We start from the raw sequence: 15,731 nt of genomic DNA on the forward strand, positions 1-15,731 counted from the left end.
CTGATCGTCAGAAATAGCTTCTGACCAGACTACCTGCGATCAAGCTCCAGCCATCGGCCAAAACGAAAAAGGACAGTTTGAATGGCAGAGACACAATCGCCGGGGGCACCATCATCATACCCATCGACATGAGGATTGCCGCGACGATCAGATCGATGATCAGGAAAGGTAGAAAGATAGGGATATTGCATTTTTCCTTTGGTCAGTGGATGCTTTGCACCCGTTACACATCCCGCCCACTTTCGGGACGGATCCAATGTCGTTCTGACGCGTGCAGCGCTGGCATCGGCCAGGCGGCGCCATCCGGTTCAGGATGCAAGACCACCTTGTGCGCATATGTCCTAACGTAGTCCTAAATCGTCCTCCCCTTCTGTTCGGCATTTGAAGCGTATTACATCGAACCGCCTCTCAGGCCCGCTTTTCCATTTCGCCCTGCCTCAGGGTGTCGATTGTCGTCTTCCGCCCGGTTTCGTCGTAGGTCTCCAGCGATCTGCGGATTCTGTGCAATGCGCTCATCCGCTGCGCCACGCTGCGGATGCCCTCCAGTGCGCTGTCGAAAAGCACCTGATTTTGCGCGGCCTTTTCCCGCAAGGGCTGCAACTCGGCACCATCAGCCGAGCTATCCTCGCTCAGCGTCTCGATCAGGGTGCGCTTTTCATCAAGCAACCCGACAAGGGTATCGAGGTCGCCCTTCAGCAGTGCGCGGCGCTCGCGCTCCAGAAGCGCCTCCAGCGCCTCGATTGATTGCATTGCGGTTTCAGTGGTCATTCTGTCTCTCCTTCAGTGCGTGATAGAGCGACTCGGCCAGTCCGATGCCGCCGGATTTCACCATCTCCTCCGCCTGCGCCTGTCGCAGGAACGAGGTAAACTGCTCCTCTCCGGCTCCTCCGCCAAAACTTTCACTTGGTTTTCCGACGCCGGCCGACTCCAGCATTTCCGCCAGGAATGCGGCTTCGAGTTTGCGGGCCGCGTCGCGCAGCGCCGCATGCCTTGCCGTGTCCGGCGCCTGCCTTTGAGTATTCGCCACGGAGAGTGATGAAATCTCGGTCACGGGAAAATCTCCAATTCGATGCAGTTTTCCCGATTTACGCAGACAACGGTAAAGAACCGGTAATCGTGTTGCGGAATACTCGGATCTGACCAGAAGAATTCCCGAGGCCGATATGCCAGAACTCCCTGCGCTTCATTTCCCGACGAAAGCACATCCTGCTTCAGCTACCAAACCCGAAACGCCCACGATCGAGGGCGAAAACGCAAACGTGGCCTTCGCCACCGTTTTTAGCATGATACTTGCCGAAGACCCGAAATCGGGCGATCAGGCCAACGCTCCTGCCACTGCCGAAGCGGAGGAGGAAGCCGATGACGGAAAGACCGGCACCGGCAATCTCGCGTCGGAACCATCGCCCGAAGCGGGCACGGCCGACATCGCCGCACCAGCGCATGCCGATCGGGAAAGGGAAACGCGCCTGTCTTCAGACGCAGCAGAACCGGATATGGCGTTCGGAGCACCGGCACGACCTACTCCGGCGACACCTCGCGCTTTCGAGCCCCCCCGGGACCATGCCGGGCTTATGCTCCACTCCGACGGGCGGAGGTTTTCTTCTCCGCAATCCCAGGTGCAAGGCGCGCGGCCGCCGCAAATCGACAAAACCAGTTTGCCCGCCTCCGCAACTGCCATCCTCAAGCATGACGCACCCAACGACATACGGCTTCGCGTTTTGCCGGCTTCGCCTGCTCAGGCTAAAACCGCGGCCGGTACGTCCCTGCCCCAGCACGCCCTCTCGCACAAGAGCGGGCCCGAGTTTTCGCCGACAGCGAATTTCCAGGCATTCGCTGCGCCATCCATGTCTAACAGGCAAGGCACATCGGCGGCAGACCCGAAGTCGCCACCGCCGTCCGGTCCGGACTTCGGGCACGACGCCCGGCAGACCCGGCCTTCGGCAGCCACTTCAGCACCGGTTTCGCCGTCGCGGGCGGACATACCTCTCGGGCCGCCCCCTGCACCGGCGCAGGCCATGCCGGGCCCGGTTCCAACGTTGACATCGCCGCAGGCGCGTGAGGCCACGCAACCTGTGCCTTCTCTGCCCCCCGATCATGCGCTGACGCCTCCGCAGCTGGCCGAACCCGGCCGGGCCCGGGCACGGCTCGCAGGGCAACCGGCGGCAGGTAACGCTACAGCTCAGCCCACACAGCCCACCCTGCGCCCTGCTCAACCCACCGAGGCCGAGGCCCTGCTCAGGCCCGACACGCCGCTTGACTCGCTGCGCGATCCCGTCCCGCCACAGGCGGCACCGACCGCAAGGGCCGATCCCGCCTCACATCCCGGTCTTGCCCGTCAGATCGCGGCCCAGATCACCGAGGCCGCCGCCAGGCTGTCGTCTCGGCCAACCGAGATACAACTCGACCCGGTCGAACTTGGCCGCGTGCGCATGACGATGGTGCAGACCGATACGTCGATCTCTGTCAGCATTCTGGCGGATCGCGGAGAAACACTCGATCTGCTACGTCGGCATATCGCCTTGCTCAGCACTGAATTCAAACAGATCGGCTATGACGATATCAGCTTTGATTTCGGCCATGGCGCGCAACGCGATTCCGACGGCACCGCAGAAGTCGCGACCAAGCCGATCGACCCGGAAGAGCCGGATCGCCCGCCAGCATCCGGCCACCCGGATCCCGCCGCACGCCAGCAATCCGCTACCGCCGAACTCGACATTCGCCTCTGAACAGGACACCCCATGACCGATGCCATTCAACCGCTTGCCGGCGCCGCCGCACAAGCCGCCGCACAATCCGCAGCCCAGGCCAGTGCCGCAAAACCCAAGATCAGCTCGGATTTCCAGACTTTCCTCGAAATGCTGACCGTCCAGATGCAAAACCAGGACCCGCTCAACCCGATCGACAGCTCGGACTACGCGGTTCAGCTCGCCACATTCTCCTCGGTCGAGCAACAGGTGCTGACCAATGACCTGCTGAACGGACTTCTCGAGCGGATGAGCGATAGCGGCATGACACAACTCGCCAGCTGGGTCGGCATGGAGGCACGCACCACCGCGCCCGCCCATTTCGATGGCGCACCAATCACGCTTTACCCACCGGCCAACAGGCTTGCCGATACCGCTTCGCTCGTGGTGCGCGATACAGATGGCTCCGAGGTCCAGCGCATGCCCATCGACATCTCGGGTGATCCCGTCACCTGGGCCGGCGTCAGCGGCGACGGCGCGCCACTGCCTTCCGGCCTCTACCGGTTCGAGGTCGAACACCAAGCAAACGGAGAGATCGTCGCAACCTCTCCGGTTCAAACCTACGGACGCGTGATCGAAGCCCAGAACAACGCCGGCACCACCACGCTCGTCCTGGCCGGCGGCGTTCAGGTCACCTCCTCCGAAGTTTCGGCCCTGCGCGACCCGGGCTAAGGTCTTGAAGGCTCACCACCGCTCGCGTAAGCCCGACAGGTCTTTGGAGTCTGCCCATTCCGGAATCTGCGCTTGTGATGGTGAACCCGCCCACCCCTCACCGGACCATCGAGGCCCAATTGCGCCAGCACCTCGCGTCGCTTGGCCTCTTCGGTGATCCTGATTGTTGGGTTCCACTTTCAGGCGGGCGCAGCAACCGTCTCTGGCGTGTTCAGGCAAACGGCAAAACCTGCGTGGTCAAACTCTTCGCGGCTTCCGATGACAACCCGCTTTTTCCCAACACACCGACGGCCGAGGCTCAACTGCTCACGCATCTGGCTGGTACCGGACTCGCCCCGCGCCTCATCGCCGCAAAGGCAACGCCCCTTGGCCAGGTAATCGTCTATTCCCATGTCGACGGCGCATCATGGTCAGAGAATCCCGAACCGGTCGCACGCGCCCTGCGCAGGCTTCATGATCAACCCGTCCCGCATGGTCTGCCCCACGCGGCCGATGGTGCCGCCGCGCTTGTCCGTCAGACAAGGCGTATTCTGTCACTTTGCCCATCCCAAGACAGCACCACGCTGAGCGCGCTCATTCCCGCAGGCGGGCCAGACCGTTCGAGCGAATCCCGTCTTCTGCATGGCGATTGCGTACCGGGAAACATCATCGTATCGCATACCGGCGTCACGCTGATCGACTGGCAATGCCCGGCAGTTGGTGATCCGGTGCACGATCTCGCGGTTTTTCTCTCACCGGCCATGCAACAGGTCTACCGCGGCGCGCCGTTGACCCCGGACCAGATCGCTCGTTTTCAGGATGCCTACGACGACCCCGAAACGGTGAAACGATACAAATCCCTGGCCCCCTGGTTCCACCTTCGCATGGCGGCCTACTGCCTGTGGCGCGTGGCGAATGGCGCTATGGATTACCGTCGGGCTTTTGTCCTGGAGCAGGCAGCCTTTGGCGCCTGAACATGAAGGGGCTGCGGTTCGGCGACTTCGACTGAACGCGCGAACCCTGCTGCTGAGCCGTCAGCCCGCGCCAGGCTCCGTTTGATCGCTCAATCGGCCCCAACCGCGGACCGAAGCCTTTTTCCTCAGAGTGTTGCGCATTCCCAACTGTGCAAATTCACAAGAATGATGTGTCGTTTCAGAGTCTTGCGCCGACTCGATGCTATTTTATGCACCCGTGCATTTATCCGGACGATCTTCATGAAAGATATTCCAACACTGGTCTTTCTGTGCAATATTCGCTGTGATTGCTCCGGCTTCGGTCGGGCCAATAACGGTTTGGAGAGAATTATGAAAAAGCTTTCGGTTATCGCAGCAGCCGCTGCATTCGCCGCTGTCACCGCTGCACCGGTTGCAGCAGAGACCAAGAACGACCCATTCGTTTCCACTCAGGGCAGCATTCCCTTGATTGGTGGCTTGGGCGCAGGTGCTACCATTGCAGTGGCGGTCGTGGTGGTATCGGCGGTAGCAGCCATTTCAAGCAGCGACGGTTCGTAATCACGCTCCGGGCTTCTCCCGGATCAAAGGTTCAGGGAACGGCGGTCACCATCGGGCCGCCGTTTCTCATTTTCGGATCATCAAACGCCGAAATATTCTCGGTACCAATCCACGAAGGCCCTTACGCCCGTTCGCAGATCGGTCTTCGGCAATTCTCCGATCAAATCATGTAGCAAAGAGGCATCGGCCCAGGTCGCCGGCACATCGCCGGGCTGCATCGGCATCATGTTGCGCTCGGCAGGCTTGCCAATGGCCGCTTCGATCGCCTCGACGAAGTCCAGCAGGCGCACGGGCGCGCCATGCCCGATATTGACAACGCGCCACGGCGCGACCAGTGAAAGGCTGTCCCCTGTTTGCGTGGGTCCCATACCGGGCACCACGTCCATCAGGCGCCGCACGCCTTCGACAAGGTCATCAACATAGGTGAAATCGCGGCGCATATCGCCATGATTATAGATGTCGATCGGATCACCGTTCAGGATGGCCTTGGTGAACTTGAACAGCGCCATATCCGGGCGGCCCCAGGGACCATAGACCGTGAAGAACCGGAACATCGTGACCGGCAGTTGGTACAGATGCGCATAGGAATGCGCCATCGCCTCGGTTGCCTTCTTCGTCGCCGCGTAGAACGACATCTGCCAGTCGGCGCGGTCCGTCTCGGCATAGGGCATCTTTTCATTCGCGCCATAGACCGACGATGTCGACGCCAACAACATGTGCACGGGCGGCACCGCGCGCGCGGCTTCCAGCAATTCGAACGTGCCGCGCAGATTGGCATCGACATAGCTGCGCGGCGCTTCGATCGAATAGCGCACGCCAGCCTGCGCCGCGAGGTGGATTACCACCTCCGGGCGCTCGGCGTGCATCAGGTCCAGCAAAACACCCGGGGTCTCGATACGTTCTTCGACGGCCCGGAACCCACCTTTGTTATTTAGGATCTCGTGCCGCGCCCGCTTCAGATCGACATCATAATAGTCGGTCATCGCGTCGAGACCGGTCACCTCATACCCGTCCGCCAGCAATCGCTTGCAGCAATGGAATCCGATAAAACCCGCCGATCCGGTGACCAACGCCCGCCGTTTCATTCTGCCCTGTCCCCGGTTCAGCGCCGAAGCGCCTGAATGGAGATATGGCCATTCGCCGGGCTCAGCCATTGGCGCGCCTGCACCGCATAGCCCGAGGGATCAACCATGTAGCTGTTCTCGAACTGCGTCTGACCGGCCGAACACCGCTCGGTCATCTCGGTTACGCGGGTGTTGATCTCGCCGATTTTGACGTGCTTGGCACCGCCACGCGCGACTGTGCATTCGGCCACCAGGGCAACGGTGTGGTTTTCCCCGTCCAGATACCGCTGTACCCGCGTCGCGGTCCCGCCTTTGCGCGCCGAAACAAGCGCGGCAACCGCGTCGATCTCCGAAGACATCACATCATTTCCCAGGCCCCGCGTGCCCGTCACCAGACCACCGCGCAAAATGATGGTACGCCGGTCAGATGTTCCCCAGGTCCCATAGGCGCCATTGGTCTCGATCCGCGTCAGGATCGCAGTCGCATTCCGCTTGTCCATCACCGCCAGCGCCAAGGGCAGATCAGTGCCCTGCAGGGATTGCTGTATCGCAATGGCCACCTGCTCGGGCGTCACTGAACCGCCCTGCTGGTCACCCTTCTTGAGGAAGCCCGCACTCAAGGTCTTGAAAATCTGGTTCTGATCCGACCTGTTGCCGCACGCGGCAAGAGCCAGGCACGCTGCCAGGGCGGCAATGCTACGTTTCACGATCATCGCCAGAATTTCCCCCAGGTTTTCGCCATCTGCGGTTTGTGCGCATCGCGCACGGCTTCGTAAAGGCGTCCATCCACATTCAGGCGTGCGCCACCGTCACGCGTGAGCGACTGGATCACGATGTCGTTCTTGCGGCGCGTTGCGGTGCCCGTGGCCCAGCTCAGCGGCACGGTGATGCGGATGCCCTTGTCGAACGATCCTTCCCCGAAGGCCGCAGAGGATACGTTGGTCTTGGTCACATAGGCGCCAACACGCCAGCCATTGTCGAACTCGCGGTCCAGCGCCACGGTCGCCCCCCAATCCCCGGCCAGGTAACGGCCCATGTCCATCTGCCCATGGTAGCCGCCGCCAAAATCGTAATAGGCCGATACATGCCCCGTCGCTACGGTGTAATTCTGCACGCCGAACAGCTGGTCAAAGTCGCGCTGCGCGACATAGTTCAGCTCTGCGCCCAGCGCCAGCTTGCTATCGACAGGCTTCCACAGCACTTCGCCGGAAATACCGGCATACATCTGCTCCAAGTAGCCGAATGTCACCCGGCTGTACCAGTCCTCGCCCAAACGCCCGTACCGCGCCAGCGTCAGGTGATCGATCCGCGGATCGTTACCCATCGAATAAAGTCGCGCATTCGACCGTACCTTGGGCAAAGTGCCCGGCCCTGCACCGGAACGCCCGCTGGGCGGATCGTCCAGGTTGCCGACCATCTTCGCCGAAACCGAACCTGACAAAACCCAACCCGGCGCGACATGGTAATCGGCCGACAGGCGGGCGCCGATATCGGCCTTCACGGGGTTATCGGGGTCAAAGACGCTCAGCTTCGCATATGGTCCAAGGCTCCATTCAAACCTCGGATACGAACCGCCTTCGGGCGCCATCCCGGCCCAGGCCCCTGCATCTCCGCCAAAGGTAACGCGCTCGAACATGTCCGTGGCCGGCGCGTTTTCCAGGCGCTCCACATCGCTGCGCGTCATTGTCACCGCGCCGGTCGGCATGCCGTTGAAGGTCTGCCCGATCGTAAACGTTTCGACCGAAGGCGGCAGCGTCCGGCTCAGAACGCGCGCGGCCCGGCCGACGGCTTGCGCCTCAACGTCATATCGCGTGTTGCGCAGCAATACATGTGCGCGCGTCCCTTCCAGGCGTATGCCTTCCAGGATCAGGCCTTCGCCCGCCAGCGTTTCGGCCACCTGGGCGCGCAGGCTATCCTCGGCGCCCGGCTGCGTTTTCCATCCAAGGTCGCTGGCCGAAAACCGCGGTCGCATTGCTACCGGCAATGGCGCGGTGTCCGCCCCGCCCGGCACAGGAGAGCTCTTGGGATCCAGCGCCACCGTCACGCTCAACCCCACTTCTGAGCCGTAAAGGTAATAGGCACCCACGTTCACGGACCGGCTAACCTGGTAATCCAGTCCGAAATTCCAGGGCGACTTGCGCTGGAACATGTTCGACCCCGGGTCCTGGCCGCCACCACGCTCTTCCAGATAGGCATCCGACGAATACTCGGCCTTGAAGCTCAGCCGGTCGGTCGCCTGGTAGCTGATGCCGCCGAACCCGGCGACCGGGCCCCGAAACCAGCGGTCCGTGGTCGGAAGACCACCCGAACCGATCACGCCCGTGGGGCGTGTTCCCGTCGTGGCGAAGCTGTTGAAACTGCCCAGGCGGCCCCAGCCGACACCACCGGTCAGACGCAACCGATCGCCGATCGACTTGGTCGCCACCACGTATTCCGACCCGTAAAGACCCGTGCCGATAAAGTCGCGCAAACCCACGGCAACGCCGGGGCGATACTGGCCTTCGGTCAACAGCTGGTAACGCAGATCGAAACTGCGGTCGTAATAGGTGCCGTTGGGATAGGGGTTCGGCCCGCCCCGTCCGGGGCGATACTCGTTCAGCGCCGAGTAGCGGAACGATCCGGTCAGCCGCGGCGTGATCTGAAAGGTCAGGGTAGTCTTCGAGGTGCCCCCGAAATGCGACACAGTCGAGGACAGCTCGCCATCGTGTGCCATCTCAGCGGTGGGCATGTCGATCAACCCGCCCGGGGTGCCGTACATGTTCTTGGATGTCGTGACCAGGTTCTGGGCCAAAACAGTCCACGGAATCGATACCACCAATCCTGCAACAATCGCCGGCTTCAAAACCCGCATTATCCTGCCACTCCGACTTGTTTTCGGCAGTCTAGGCAATCCTGTTTGAAAAAAACAGACACGATCCTCCACCGGCACTGCTCCACCGGCAAGTGTCACAATATTGCATGGATATTGGCGCTCGGCTCAGATCAGCAGGGCGGCTGCCGCCCCTGCGGCGCCAAGCACCACGCCACCGGCCAGCCACAGCACCTGCACCCGGCGCCCGCCCGTGCGCCCCGCTGCTTCGGGCGGCTCGCTCTGGCGGACCAGGATCGCCTCAACCAGCCCGGGCAGGCGCGGCCCGAACCTCGACAGCACCCGCGCCGTTTTCGCCAGGTCACGGGCCAATGCCTTCGGCCCGATCGATTGCTTGATGTAATCCTCGACGATCGGCTTTGCGACCTCCCAGATGTTCAGATGCGGGCTCAGCGACCGCGCGACCCCCTCGACCACGACCATCGTGCGCTGCAGCAGGATCAGCTCAGTGCGCGTTTCCATTCCGAAACGTTCAGTCACTTCAAAGAGATAGCTCAGCAGCCGGCCCATCGAAATCTGGCTGGCATCCATGCCGAAAATGGGCTCCCCCACGGCGCGCAACGCGCGCGCAAACTCGTCGACATCACGGTCTGCGGGCACGTAGCCCGCCTCGAAATGCACCTCGGCCACACGCTTATAGTCACGTTGGATGAACCCGAACAGGATCTCGGCGTAGACGCGGCGGGTGTATTCGTCGATATGCCCCATGATCCCGAAATCATAGGCAATTATGTCGCCATTCGCGGCGACCTTCAGGTTGCCCTGGTGCATGTCGGCATGGAAAAAACCGTCGCGCAACGCGTGGCTCAGGAACAGCTGAAGTACCCGCTCGCCCAGCGCGCGGCGATCGTGTCCCGCCGCTTCCAGCGCCTCATTGTCTCCCAGCGGCAGACCCTCGGCCCAGCCCATCGTCATCACCCGGCGGCCCGACAAAGCCCATTTCACATCAGGCAGGCGGAACCCTTCATCGTTGGCCGTGTTCGCCGCGAACTCGCTGGCCGAGGCCGCCTCGAGCCGTAAATCCAGTTCGCCCTTCACCACGCCTTCGAAATGCTTGATCACGTCACGCGGTCGCAATCGCCGCGATGCCGGGCTCAGGAACTCGATCACATCCGCGGCGAAATAGAAGGCGTCGATATCGCGCTGAAAGGCCCGCTCGATCCCGGGGCGCAGTACCTTTACGGCAACCTCCTCGCCCGTGCCCTTCAGCCGTGCACGGTGCACCTGCGCGATCGAGGCCGCGGCGACCGGTTCGGAAAACTCCTCGAACACCTCGCGCACCGGCAATGCGAGCGCATCGCGCACTGCCATCTTGGCCTTCTCGGTCGGAAACGGCGGCAGCTTGTCCTGCAGCACGCGCAACTGCACGGCCAGCTCATCGCCGACAAGGTCCGGCCGGGTGCTCAGGATCTGCCCGAACTTGATATAGGCCGGTCCCAGTGCGCTCAGCGACCGGGTCGCCGGGGGCATCGTCTTGTCACCCTTGTCGCCCAGCCACTGGAACGGCCAGACCAGCCCACGCAGCACCACCCGCATCAGCCGCGGCGCGTCATAGGCGTCCAGGATCACCTTCATCGCCCCCGTCCGCTCCAGCGTCGCGCCGGTACGGATCAGGCGGATAATGTTGTGCGGCCCTCTCACAGCTTCCAGCCCGAATGCAGACAGGCGATCCCCATCGTCAGGTTGCGGTATTTCGCCTGCTCGAACCCCGCCGCTTTCACCATCTCAAGGAACGTTTCCTGATCCGGGAACTTGCGAATGGATTCAACAAGATACTGATAGCTCTCGCGATCGTTCGCGATCACCTTGCCCATCTGCGGAATGATGTTGAAGGAGTAAAGGTCATAGACCTTCTGCATCAGATCGTTGGGGATCTGACTGAACTCCAGCACCATCAGCCGCCCGCCGGGTTTCAGCACACGAAACGCTTCGTTCAGCGCTTCTTGTGGGCGGGTCACGTTCCGGATGCCGAAACTGATCGTGTAGACGTCAAAAGTGTTGTCGGCAAAAGGCAGCGCCATCGCGTCGCCCACCACCCAGTCCAGGCTCTCGGCCATCTGCGCCGCTTCCGCGCGTTTGCGGCCTTCCACCAGCATCGGCTCGGTCAGGTCCAGTACCGTGGCATGCCCATGTCCAGCCCGCTTCAGGAACCGGAACGAGATGTCGCCGGTGCCGCCAGCCACGTCCAGCAGCCGCTGGCCCGGCCGCGGCGCCAGCCAGTCCATCATCGCATCCTTCCAGACGCGGTGTATGCCGAAGGACATCGCATCGTTCATCACGTCGTATTTCGACGCCACCGAACCGAACACCCCCTGCACCCGTCCGGCCTTTTCATCCTCGGGTATGTCCTGAAATCCGAAATGCGTGGTTTTCTCGGTCATGATCGCAGCGTAAAGCCTTGCCGTTTCGTCGTCCGCTCCCTCTTATACGGGGCGCGACGGGCGCACAATGCGCCCCGGTGACGTCGAAAGAGGGTCGATGCCCGAACTGCCCGAGGTTGAAACGGTCCGCCGTGGTCTTGCCCCGTCGATGGAGGGGCAGAAAATCGTCCATGCGGCGGTCAACCGCCCCGACCTGCGTTGGCCGTTTCCCGAAAACTTCGTCCAACGCCTGACCGGCCGCACCGTCCTGCGCCTGCGGCGGCGGTCCAAATACATCCTCGCGGATCTGGACAATGGCGAATCCCTGCTGATTCACCTTGGCATGTCCGGCCGCATGACCGTCTCAGGCGACCCGCTGGGGCAATTTGTCCATGATCACCCCCCGCAAGAAAAGCACGATCACGTCATCCTCGATATGGAGAACGGCGCCCGCATCACCTTCAACGATCCGCGCCGCTTCGGTGCGATGGATCTCGTGCCCACAGATCAGGCCGACCAGCACCCGCTCTTGGCGAAACTCGGCCCCGAACCTCTGGGCAATACCTTCAACGAGGAATATCTCGTCACCGCCCTCAAGGGCAGGAACACACCGATCAAGGCCGCCCTTCTCGATCAGAGCATCGTCGCCGGCCTGGGCAACATATATGTCTGCGAGGCGCTCTTCCGCGCCCATATAGCGCCAACGCGAAAGGCCGGGCGCATCTCGGCCAAACGCGTCGCCGCCCTTGTTCCCGTTATCCGCCAGGTTCTGCAGGACGCCATCGCCGCCGGCGGCTCCTCTCTGCGCGACTTCCGCCAGACCGATGGTGAGTTGGGCTATTTCCAGCACAATTTCGATGTCTACGACCGCGAAGGCGAGCCCTGCAAGACCCCCGGCTGCACCGGAACAATCCGCCGGATCGTGCAATCGGGCCGCTCCACCTACTACTGCCCGAAATGTCAAAGATAGCTTGATCCGTGATTTCACAGTGGTAATGAGTCCCACTCATGCGAAACAAGCGAAAGCGAATTCCCAATGGCCTATGAGACGATCATCGTCGAAGTAGAAGACCACATCTGCCTCATCCGTCTGAACCGCCCCGATGCGCTGAACGCCCTGAACGATCAGCTTCTTCGCGAACTGGCCCAGGCGATGACCGAGGCACAGGAAAACGACAAGGTGCGCTGCATCGTTCTGACCGGCAGCGAGAAAGCCTTTGCCGCCGGCGCCGACATCAAGATGATGAGCGAGAAAAGCTTCACGGACGTGTTCTGCGAGGATCTCTTCACGCCGGAAACCGAAACCATGCTTCGGGTGCGCAAACCTGTGATCGGCGCCGTGGCCGGCTATGCCCTCGGCGGCGGCTGCGAGCTTGCCATGCAGTGCGATTTCATCATCGCCGCCGACACGGCCAAGTTCGGCCAGCCCGAGATCAACCTCGGCGTCATGGCCGGTCTCGGCGGCACCCAGCGCCTGACCCGTTTCATCGGCAAGTCGAAGGCGATGGACATGAACCTCACCGGCCGCTTCATGGACGCCGACGAGGCCGAGCGCGCAGGCCTTGTCAGCCGCGTCGTGCCCGCCAAGGACCTGATGAAGGAAACCATGGCCGCAGCCCAGAAGATCGCCGAGAAAAGCATGATCACCGTCATGGCCGTCAAGGAAGCGGTGAACCGCTCCTACGAGACCACGCTGCGTGAAGGCCTGCTCTTCGAGCGCCGCGTTTTCCACTCTCTCTTCGCCACCGAAGACCAGAAGGAAGGCATGGCCGCCTTCATGGAAAAACGCGAGCCCCAGTTCCGCGACCGCTGATCACGCCGTTGCAGGACCATGGAAAACGCCCGGCCCTCGCGGTCGGGCGTTCTAACTTGGCGCAGTTCCGTGATCGACAAGCCGCAACCGTGCTCTCAACATGTCGACATCCACGCCGGCCCCGCGCAGCTTGGCGCGATCATCCTCGCTCAGCGCCGCCCAGATCTTTGCGCGCAACTGTCGGGACAAGGCAAGCTGACGCGTCGCGTCCTGCTCCTGCAAAATTTCGTCAACCCGTCCCTTGATCATTACCCTTGCCTCACTGTTTGAATTGCCGCGCCTGCGGATCGGTCACACGTATGAGTTGACCAGCTTCCCTCCACGTGTCAAATCTCGATCAGGTCTTTACGCATATGTCGATTTTCTGAGGGTCATGTCGCTTGGCGAAACCATAGTGCGAGCATGCAAGTCACGCGGGCTGTCGCTCTCGCGGGCCTGCAAGCGTGCGGGACTCAACTATTCGACACTGCATTCGCAAATCCGCAAGGGCCGTGAAATCCCCTTCCGCACGGTCGAGTCGCTAGCAGCCACGCTCAATCTGCCGCTCGCCTATTTCGCCGAAGCCCGCCCCTCTCTCTCGGTCGCACCCGCCGACGCCGCCACCGACGCCGAGGCCGAATCCGCCAACGCGCTTTCCGAACGCATAGCCGAGCACGAAGCCGCCGCATCGGAGGCCGGACAGGTCATCGGCACCGACGACGTGCTCGACTGGCTGATGGCGAATGACAACCGGCTTCAGAACCATGAATGGCTGATCAACAAGCTCAATCTCTACTACCCGTGTGAACCGGGTGAAACCGTTCCCCGCCCCTATTGGATCGGCGCTGACAGTCTGTCCGCGAAATACTATCGCCTGCTCGAAACCAATACCTATGAAGAGGTATTTCTAAGCTTCGATCCCGAAGTTCAGCAGGAAATCCTGCAGGCGCATACCGAGGTGGTCAATCACCCCTATCTGATTTCCGATCGCAAGGTCGATTCCGAACTGGGCGGCGTGCGGGTCTCGGGTACCTACCGTCGGTTGCTCGCACCGGTCACTGACGACACGGGGCAGCTCTTCATCCTTCTGTTCTCAAAACTTACTCATTTCCCCCGTCGCTAGCAGGTGCCGGAAATCACAGGCCGGGATCGCGACCAGCATATGGCTGTCATCGCGCCCTTCCGGGTAGGGTTTGCGCCAGATGATGACCCGCGGCAGCCGATAGGTGAACCCGTACAGGTCGGACAGGCGCAGGTGCTCACGCGCGATATAGGCGAACATCCAGTCGAAATCGGGCCACTCCATCCCCGCCAGGATCATCGAAAGCCGCGAATAAGCCGCCAGAACCCGCGCGTTCCCCCGCGCGTTTTCACGAATGAACAGATCCCCGAAGACCACAATCCGACCGCCGATCAATTCGCTCATCACCGGGGCGATGCTCTCGATCACGTCCTCGCCATTGCCGAACTGGGCCTTCGCCGTGCGCCTGATGTAGCGGTCCAGGGGCTCGCCCCGCAGGTCTATGAACCGTGCGCCCAGCGCGCCCAACCTTTCGCCATCCTTCAGCAGAAAGGTCCAGAACGCGGTTCCGCGGGTATAATCGTTGCGCATCGGCGAAATCATTGGGTGCTGCGGGCGCACCCGGTTCGATTTGCGGTTCCACTCGATCACCGCGTCGAAATCATCCTCGACCTCGAAATCGTAACCCGCCTCGCTCAGGCGTTTCAGGATCGCCGATGATTGAACGATCAGGTCCTTCTGGATCATACTGCCCGCGCCCCACGCACGTTTTGATTGCATCGCTAACACAACAGGGGGCGGTCGCGCCAGCCGTATCGCGGTTCGCGGGCAAATGCTGCAGGCGCATTGCCAATTGCATTTTCCCCACAAATGCGTATTAAGCGCCCCAGACATGCGTGTGATGCCCGCTTTGGCAAGAATCACCCGGACGACGCCGGGGCCCTTTCGGGCATTGTCACGCAGTGAAAATGAACCGAACCAGACAAAGGCCCTGACACCATGGCAAATACGCCCCAGTCCAAGAAACGCGCCCGCCAGAACGAGCGCCGTTTTGCAATCAACAAAGCCCGCCGTTCGCGCATCCGCACCTTCCTGCGCAAGGTCGAAGAGGCTATCGCATCCGGCGACAAGGATGCCGCACAGGCAGCCCTGCGCGCAGCTCAGCCCGAACTGATGCGCGGCGTCACCAAAGGCATCTTCCACAAGAACACCGCTTCGCGCAAAATGTCGCGCCTCGCGGCACGGGTCAAAGCTCTCGGCTAAGGTCGGGAACCCGAAATTCGATTGAAAAGGGGCGCGCCGCTGGCAGCGCCCTTTTTTGTCGAAGCCCTTATTTCATTGGGTTTTAAGGCTTTAGGAGATTCTTTTTCAGAAAAGGCCGAGTCAAGCGCGAAGTTTCGTTGCCCCGCCGCTTTCGATGTTGCTAATTTCCCTCCTGCGAGTCACATCGCCGTTGGGGGGACAAGCTGTCCGGACTGCATTTCCAGCCCTGAAAACCGGGACGGAAAGCTGCAATTCGAATGCGCATTTTGCGCACTGCATTGTCCGATATCTCGCAGACGGGTCACAGCGTCTGCGGCGCCGAATGGGGACAGTCGGTGCAAAGATGCGGAGATGTGTCCATACCTTTGGCTGGTCCGTTCTGGACATCACAACAGCACTGTATGCCTTGCAGTGTGCGCGGTTGCTGTTGTCAGTCAGGGGTTTCGTGTGGTGGGG

17 protein-coding genes and 1 pseudogene are annotated in these 15,731 nt (G+C 61.5%); 8 read left to right on the forward strand and 10 right to left on the reverse strand.

Annotated features, from left to right (window positions below; all coding sequences use genetic code 11):
• Positions 1–7: 7 nt before the first annotated feature.
• From E0501_RS17005 to E0501_RS17015, 3 genes and pseudogenes are all read right to left on the reverse strand, one after another.
• Positions 8–178 (reverse strand): annotated as a pseudogene (locus E0501_RS17005) (flagellar type III secretion system pore protein FliP); the annotation flags it as partial.
• A 230-nt stretch (positions 179–408) separates the two neighbouring features.
• The gene (locus E0501_RS17010; protein WP_137702594.1) at positions 409–768 is read right to left on the reverse strand and encodes a hypothetical protein; all 360 of its coding nucleotides are present in this window, start codon (positions 766–768) and stop codon (positions 409–411) included.
• Positions 758–1,027, reverse strand: coding sequence for a rod-binding protein (locus tag E0501_RS17015; protein WP_235857907.1), 270 nt, complete (start codon positions 1,025–1,027; stop codon positions 758–760). Before E0501_RS17015 ends, E0501_RS17010 begins: the two co-directional genes overlap by 11 nt.
• Positions 1,028–1,163: 136 nt before the next feature.
• On the opposite strand from E0501_RS17015, the gene E0501_RS17020 reads away from it, so the two are divergent.
• From E0501_RS17020 to E0501_RS17035, 4 genes are all read left to right on the forward strand, one after another.
• Positions 1,164–2,726, forward strand: coding sequence for a flagellar hook-length control protein FliK (locus E0501_RS17020; RefSeq protein WP_137702595.1), 1,563 nt, complete (start codon positions 1,164–1,166; stop codon positions 2,724–2,726).
• Between the two features lie 12 nt (positions 2,727–2,738).
• Positions 2,739–3,416 (forward strand): flagellar hook capping FlgD N-terminal domain-containing protein, encoded by a 678-nt coding sequence (locus E0501_RS17025; RefSeq protein ID WP_137702596.1) that lies wholly within the window; start codon positions 2,739–2,741, stop codon positions 3,414–3,416.
• Between the two features lie 77 nt (positions 3,417–3,493).
• Entirely contained in the window at positions 3,494–4,369 is an 876-nt protein-coding gene (locus tag E0501_RS17030) for a phosphotransferase family protein (RefSeq protein WP_137702597.1), read from the forward strand.
• A gap of 240 nt (positions 4,370–4,609) precedes the next feature.
• On the forward strand, positions 4,610–4,906 hold the full coding sequence (locus E0501_RS17035; RefSeq protein ID WP_137702598.1) for a hypothetical protein: 297 nt from the start codon (positions 4,610–4,612) through the stop codon (positions 4,904–4,906).
• A gap of 80 nt (positions 4,907–4,986) precedes the next feature.
• Here the strand turns inward: E0501_RS17035 and E0501_RS17040 are convergent, their stop codons facing one another.
• The 5 genes from E0501_RS17040 to ubiE all read right to left on the reverse strand — a co-directional run bounded on the left by E0501_RS17040 (position 4,987) and on the right by ubiE (position 11,220).
• On the reverse strand, positions 4,987–5,991 hold the full coding sequence (locus tag E0501_RS17040; protein ID WP_137702599.1) for an NAD-dependent epimerase/dehydratase family protein: 1,005 nt from the start codon (positions 5,989–5,991) through the stop codon (positions 4,987–4,989).
• Between the two features lie 17 nt (positions 5,992–6,008).
• The gene (locus E0501_RS17045) at positions 6,009–6,683 is read right to left on the reverse strand and encodes a YjbF family lipoprotein (protein ID WP_137702600.1); all 675 of its coding nucleotides are present in this window, start codon (positions 6,681–6,683) and stop codon (positions 6,009–6,011) included.
• Positions 6,680–8,761, reverse strand: a complete 2,082-nt coding sequence (locus tag E0501_RS17050) for a YjbH domain-containing protein (protein ID WP_235857890.1) — start codon at positions 8,759–8,761, stop codon at positions 6,680–6,682. The genes E0501_RS17045 and E0501_RS17050 overlap by 4 nt, the downstream gene beginning before the upstream one ends.
• A 186-nt stretch (positions 8,762–8,947) precedes the next feature.
• Positions 8,948–10,480, reverse strand: coding sequence for a 2-polyprenylphenol 6-hydroxylase (ubiB, locus tag E0501_RS17055; RefSeq protein ID WP_137702602.1), 1,533 nt, complete (start codon positions 10,478–10,480; stop codon positions 8,948–8,950).
• Entirely contained in the window at positions 10,477–11,220 is a 744-nt protein-coding gene (gene ubiE / locus E0501_RS17060; RefSeq protein WP_137702603.1) for a bifunctional demethylmenaquinone methyltransferase/2-methoxy-6-polyprenyl-1,4-benzoquinol methylase UbiE, read from the reverse strand. Before ubiE ends, ubiB begins: the two co-directional genes overlap by 4 nt.
• A 97-nt stretch (positions 11,221–11,317) precedes the next feature.
• Here ubiE and mutM point away from each other — a divergent pair, with 97 nt between their 5' ends.
• Together mutM and E0501_RS17070 are read left to right on the forward strand one after the other, a co-directional pair.
• Positions 11,318–12,169: a bifunctional DNA-formamidopyrimidine glycosylase/DNA-(apurinic or apyrimidinic site) lyase gene (gene mutM, locus E0501_RS17065; protein WP_137702604.1), complete on the forward strand. Its 852-nt coding sequence runs from the start codon at positions 11,318–11,320 to the stop codon at positions 12,167–12,169.
• A 66-nt stretch (positions 12,170–12,235) separates the two neighbouring features.
• A complete protein-coding gene (locus E0501_RS17070) occupies positions 12,236–13,012 on the forward strand; it encodes an enoyl-CoA hydratase (RefSeq protein WP_137702605.1) in 777 nt (258 codons plus the stop codon).
• Between the two features lie 51 nt (positions 13,013–13,063).
• On the opposite strand, the gene E0501_RS17075 is transcribed toward E0501_RS17070, so the two are convergent.
• Positions 13,064–13,261, reverse strand: coding sequence for a hypothetical protein (locus E0501_RS17075; protein ID WP_137702606.1), 198 nt, complete (start codon positions 13,259–13,261; stop codon positions 13,064–13,066).
• Between the two features lie 124 nt (positions 13,262–13,385).
• On the opposite strand from E0501_RS17075, the gene E0501_RS17080 reads away from it, so the two are divergent.
• Positions 13,386–14,114, forward strand: a complete 729-nt coding sequence (locus E0501_RS17080; RefSeq protein WP_137702607.1) for a helix-turn-helix domain-containing protein — start codon at positions 13,386–13,388, stop codon at positions 14,112–14,114.
• On the opposite strand, the gene E0501_RS17085 is transcribed toward E0501_RS17080, so the two are convergent.
• Positions 14,085–14,759: a hypothetical protein gene (locus tag E0501_RS17085; RefSeq protein ID WP_137702608.1), complete on the reverse strand. Its 675-nt coding sequence runs from the start codon at positions 14,757–14,759 to the stop codon at positions 14,085–14,087. The two genes, E0501_RS17080 and E0501_RS17085, sit on opposite strands and share 30 nt — an antisense overlap.
• A 252-nt stretch (positions 14,760–15,011) precedes the next feature.
• On the opposite strand from E0501_RS17085, the gene rpsT reads away from it, so the two are divergent.
• Positions 15,012–15,275: a 30S ribosomal protein S20 gene (gene rpsT, locus E0501_RS17090; protein ID WP_137702609.1), complete on the forward strand. Its 264-nt coding sequence runs from the start codon at positions 15,012–15,014 to the stop codon at positions 15,273–15,275.
• The last annotated feature ends 456 nt before the right edge of the window (positions 15,276–15,731 follow it).

It is taken from the genome of Marimonas lutisalis (assembly GCF_005434965.1).
Classification (GTDB): domain Bacteria; phylum Pseudomonadota; class Alphaproteobacteria; order Rhodobacterales; family Rhodobacteraceae; genus Marimonas_A; species Marimonas_A lutisalis.

Excerpts from the sequence above, each read along its gene's own strand:
- mutM (WP_137702604.1), top strand. The coding sequence starts at position 11,318 with ATGCCCGAACTGCCCGAGGTTGAAACGGTCCGCCGTGGTCTTGCCCCG.
- rpsT (WP_137702609.1), top strand. The coding sequence starts at position 15,012 with ATGGCAAATACGCCCCAGTCCAAGAAACGCGCCCGCCAGAACGAGCGC.
- E0501_RS17070 (WP_137702605.1), top strand. The coding sequence starts at position 12,236 with ATGGCCTATGAGACGATCATCGTCGAAGTAGAAGACCACATCTGCCTC.
- E0501_RS17085 (WP_137702608.1), bottom strand. The coding sequence starts at position 14,759 with ATGATCCAGAAGGACCTGATCGTTCAATCATCGGCGATCCTGAAACGC.
- E0501_RS17025 (WP_137702596.1), top strand. The coding sequence starts at position 2,739 with ATGACCGATGCCATTCAACCGCTTGCCGGCGCCGCCGCACAAGCCGCC.
- E0501_RS17010 (WP_137702594.1), bottom strand. The coding sequence starts at position 768 with ATGACCACTGAAACCGCAATGCAATCAATCGAGGCGCTGGAGGCGCTT.
- E0501_RS17035 (WP_137702598.1), top strand. The coding sequence starts at position 4,610 with ATGAAAGATATTCCAACACTGGTCTTTCTGTGCAATATTCGCTGTGAT.
- E0501_RS17045 (WP_137702600.1), bottom strand. The coding sequence starts at position 6,683 with ATGATCGTGAAACGTAGCATTGCCGCCCTGGCAGCGTGCCTGGCTCTT.
- E0501_RS17040 (WP_137702599.1), bottom strand. The coding sequence starts at position 5,991 with ATGAAACGGCGGGCGTTGGTCACCGGATCGGCGGGTTTTATCGGATTC.
- E0501_RS17020 (WP_137702595.1), top strand. The coding sequence starts at position 1,164 with ATGCCAGAACTCCCTGCGCTTCATTTCCCGACGAAAGCACATCCTGCT.
- E0501_RS17030 (WP_137702597.1), top strand. The coding sequence starts at position 3,494 with ATGGTGAACCCGCCCACCCCTCACCGGACCATCGAGGCCCAATTGCGC.
- ubiE (WP_137702603.1), bottom strand. The coding sequence starts at position 11,220 with ATGACCGAGAAAACCACGCATTTCGGATTTCAGGACATACCCGAGGAT.
- E0501_RS17075 (WP_137702606.1), bottom strand. The coding sequence starts at position 13,261 with ATGATCAAGGGACGGGTTGACGAAATTTTGCAGGAGCAGGACGCGACG.
- E0501_RS17080 (WP_137702607.1), top strand. The coding sequence starts at position 13,386 with ATGTCGCTTGGCGAAACCATAGTGCGAGCATGCAAGTCACGCGGGCTG.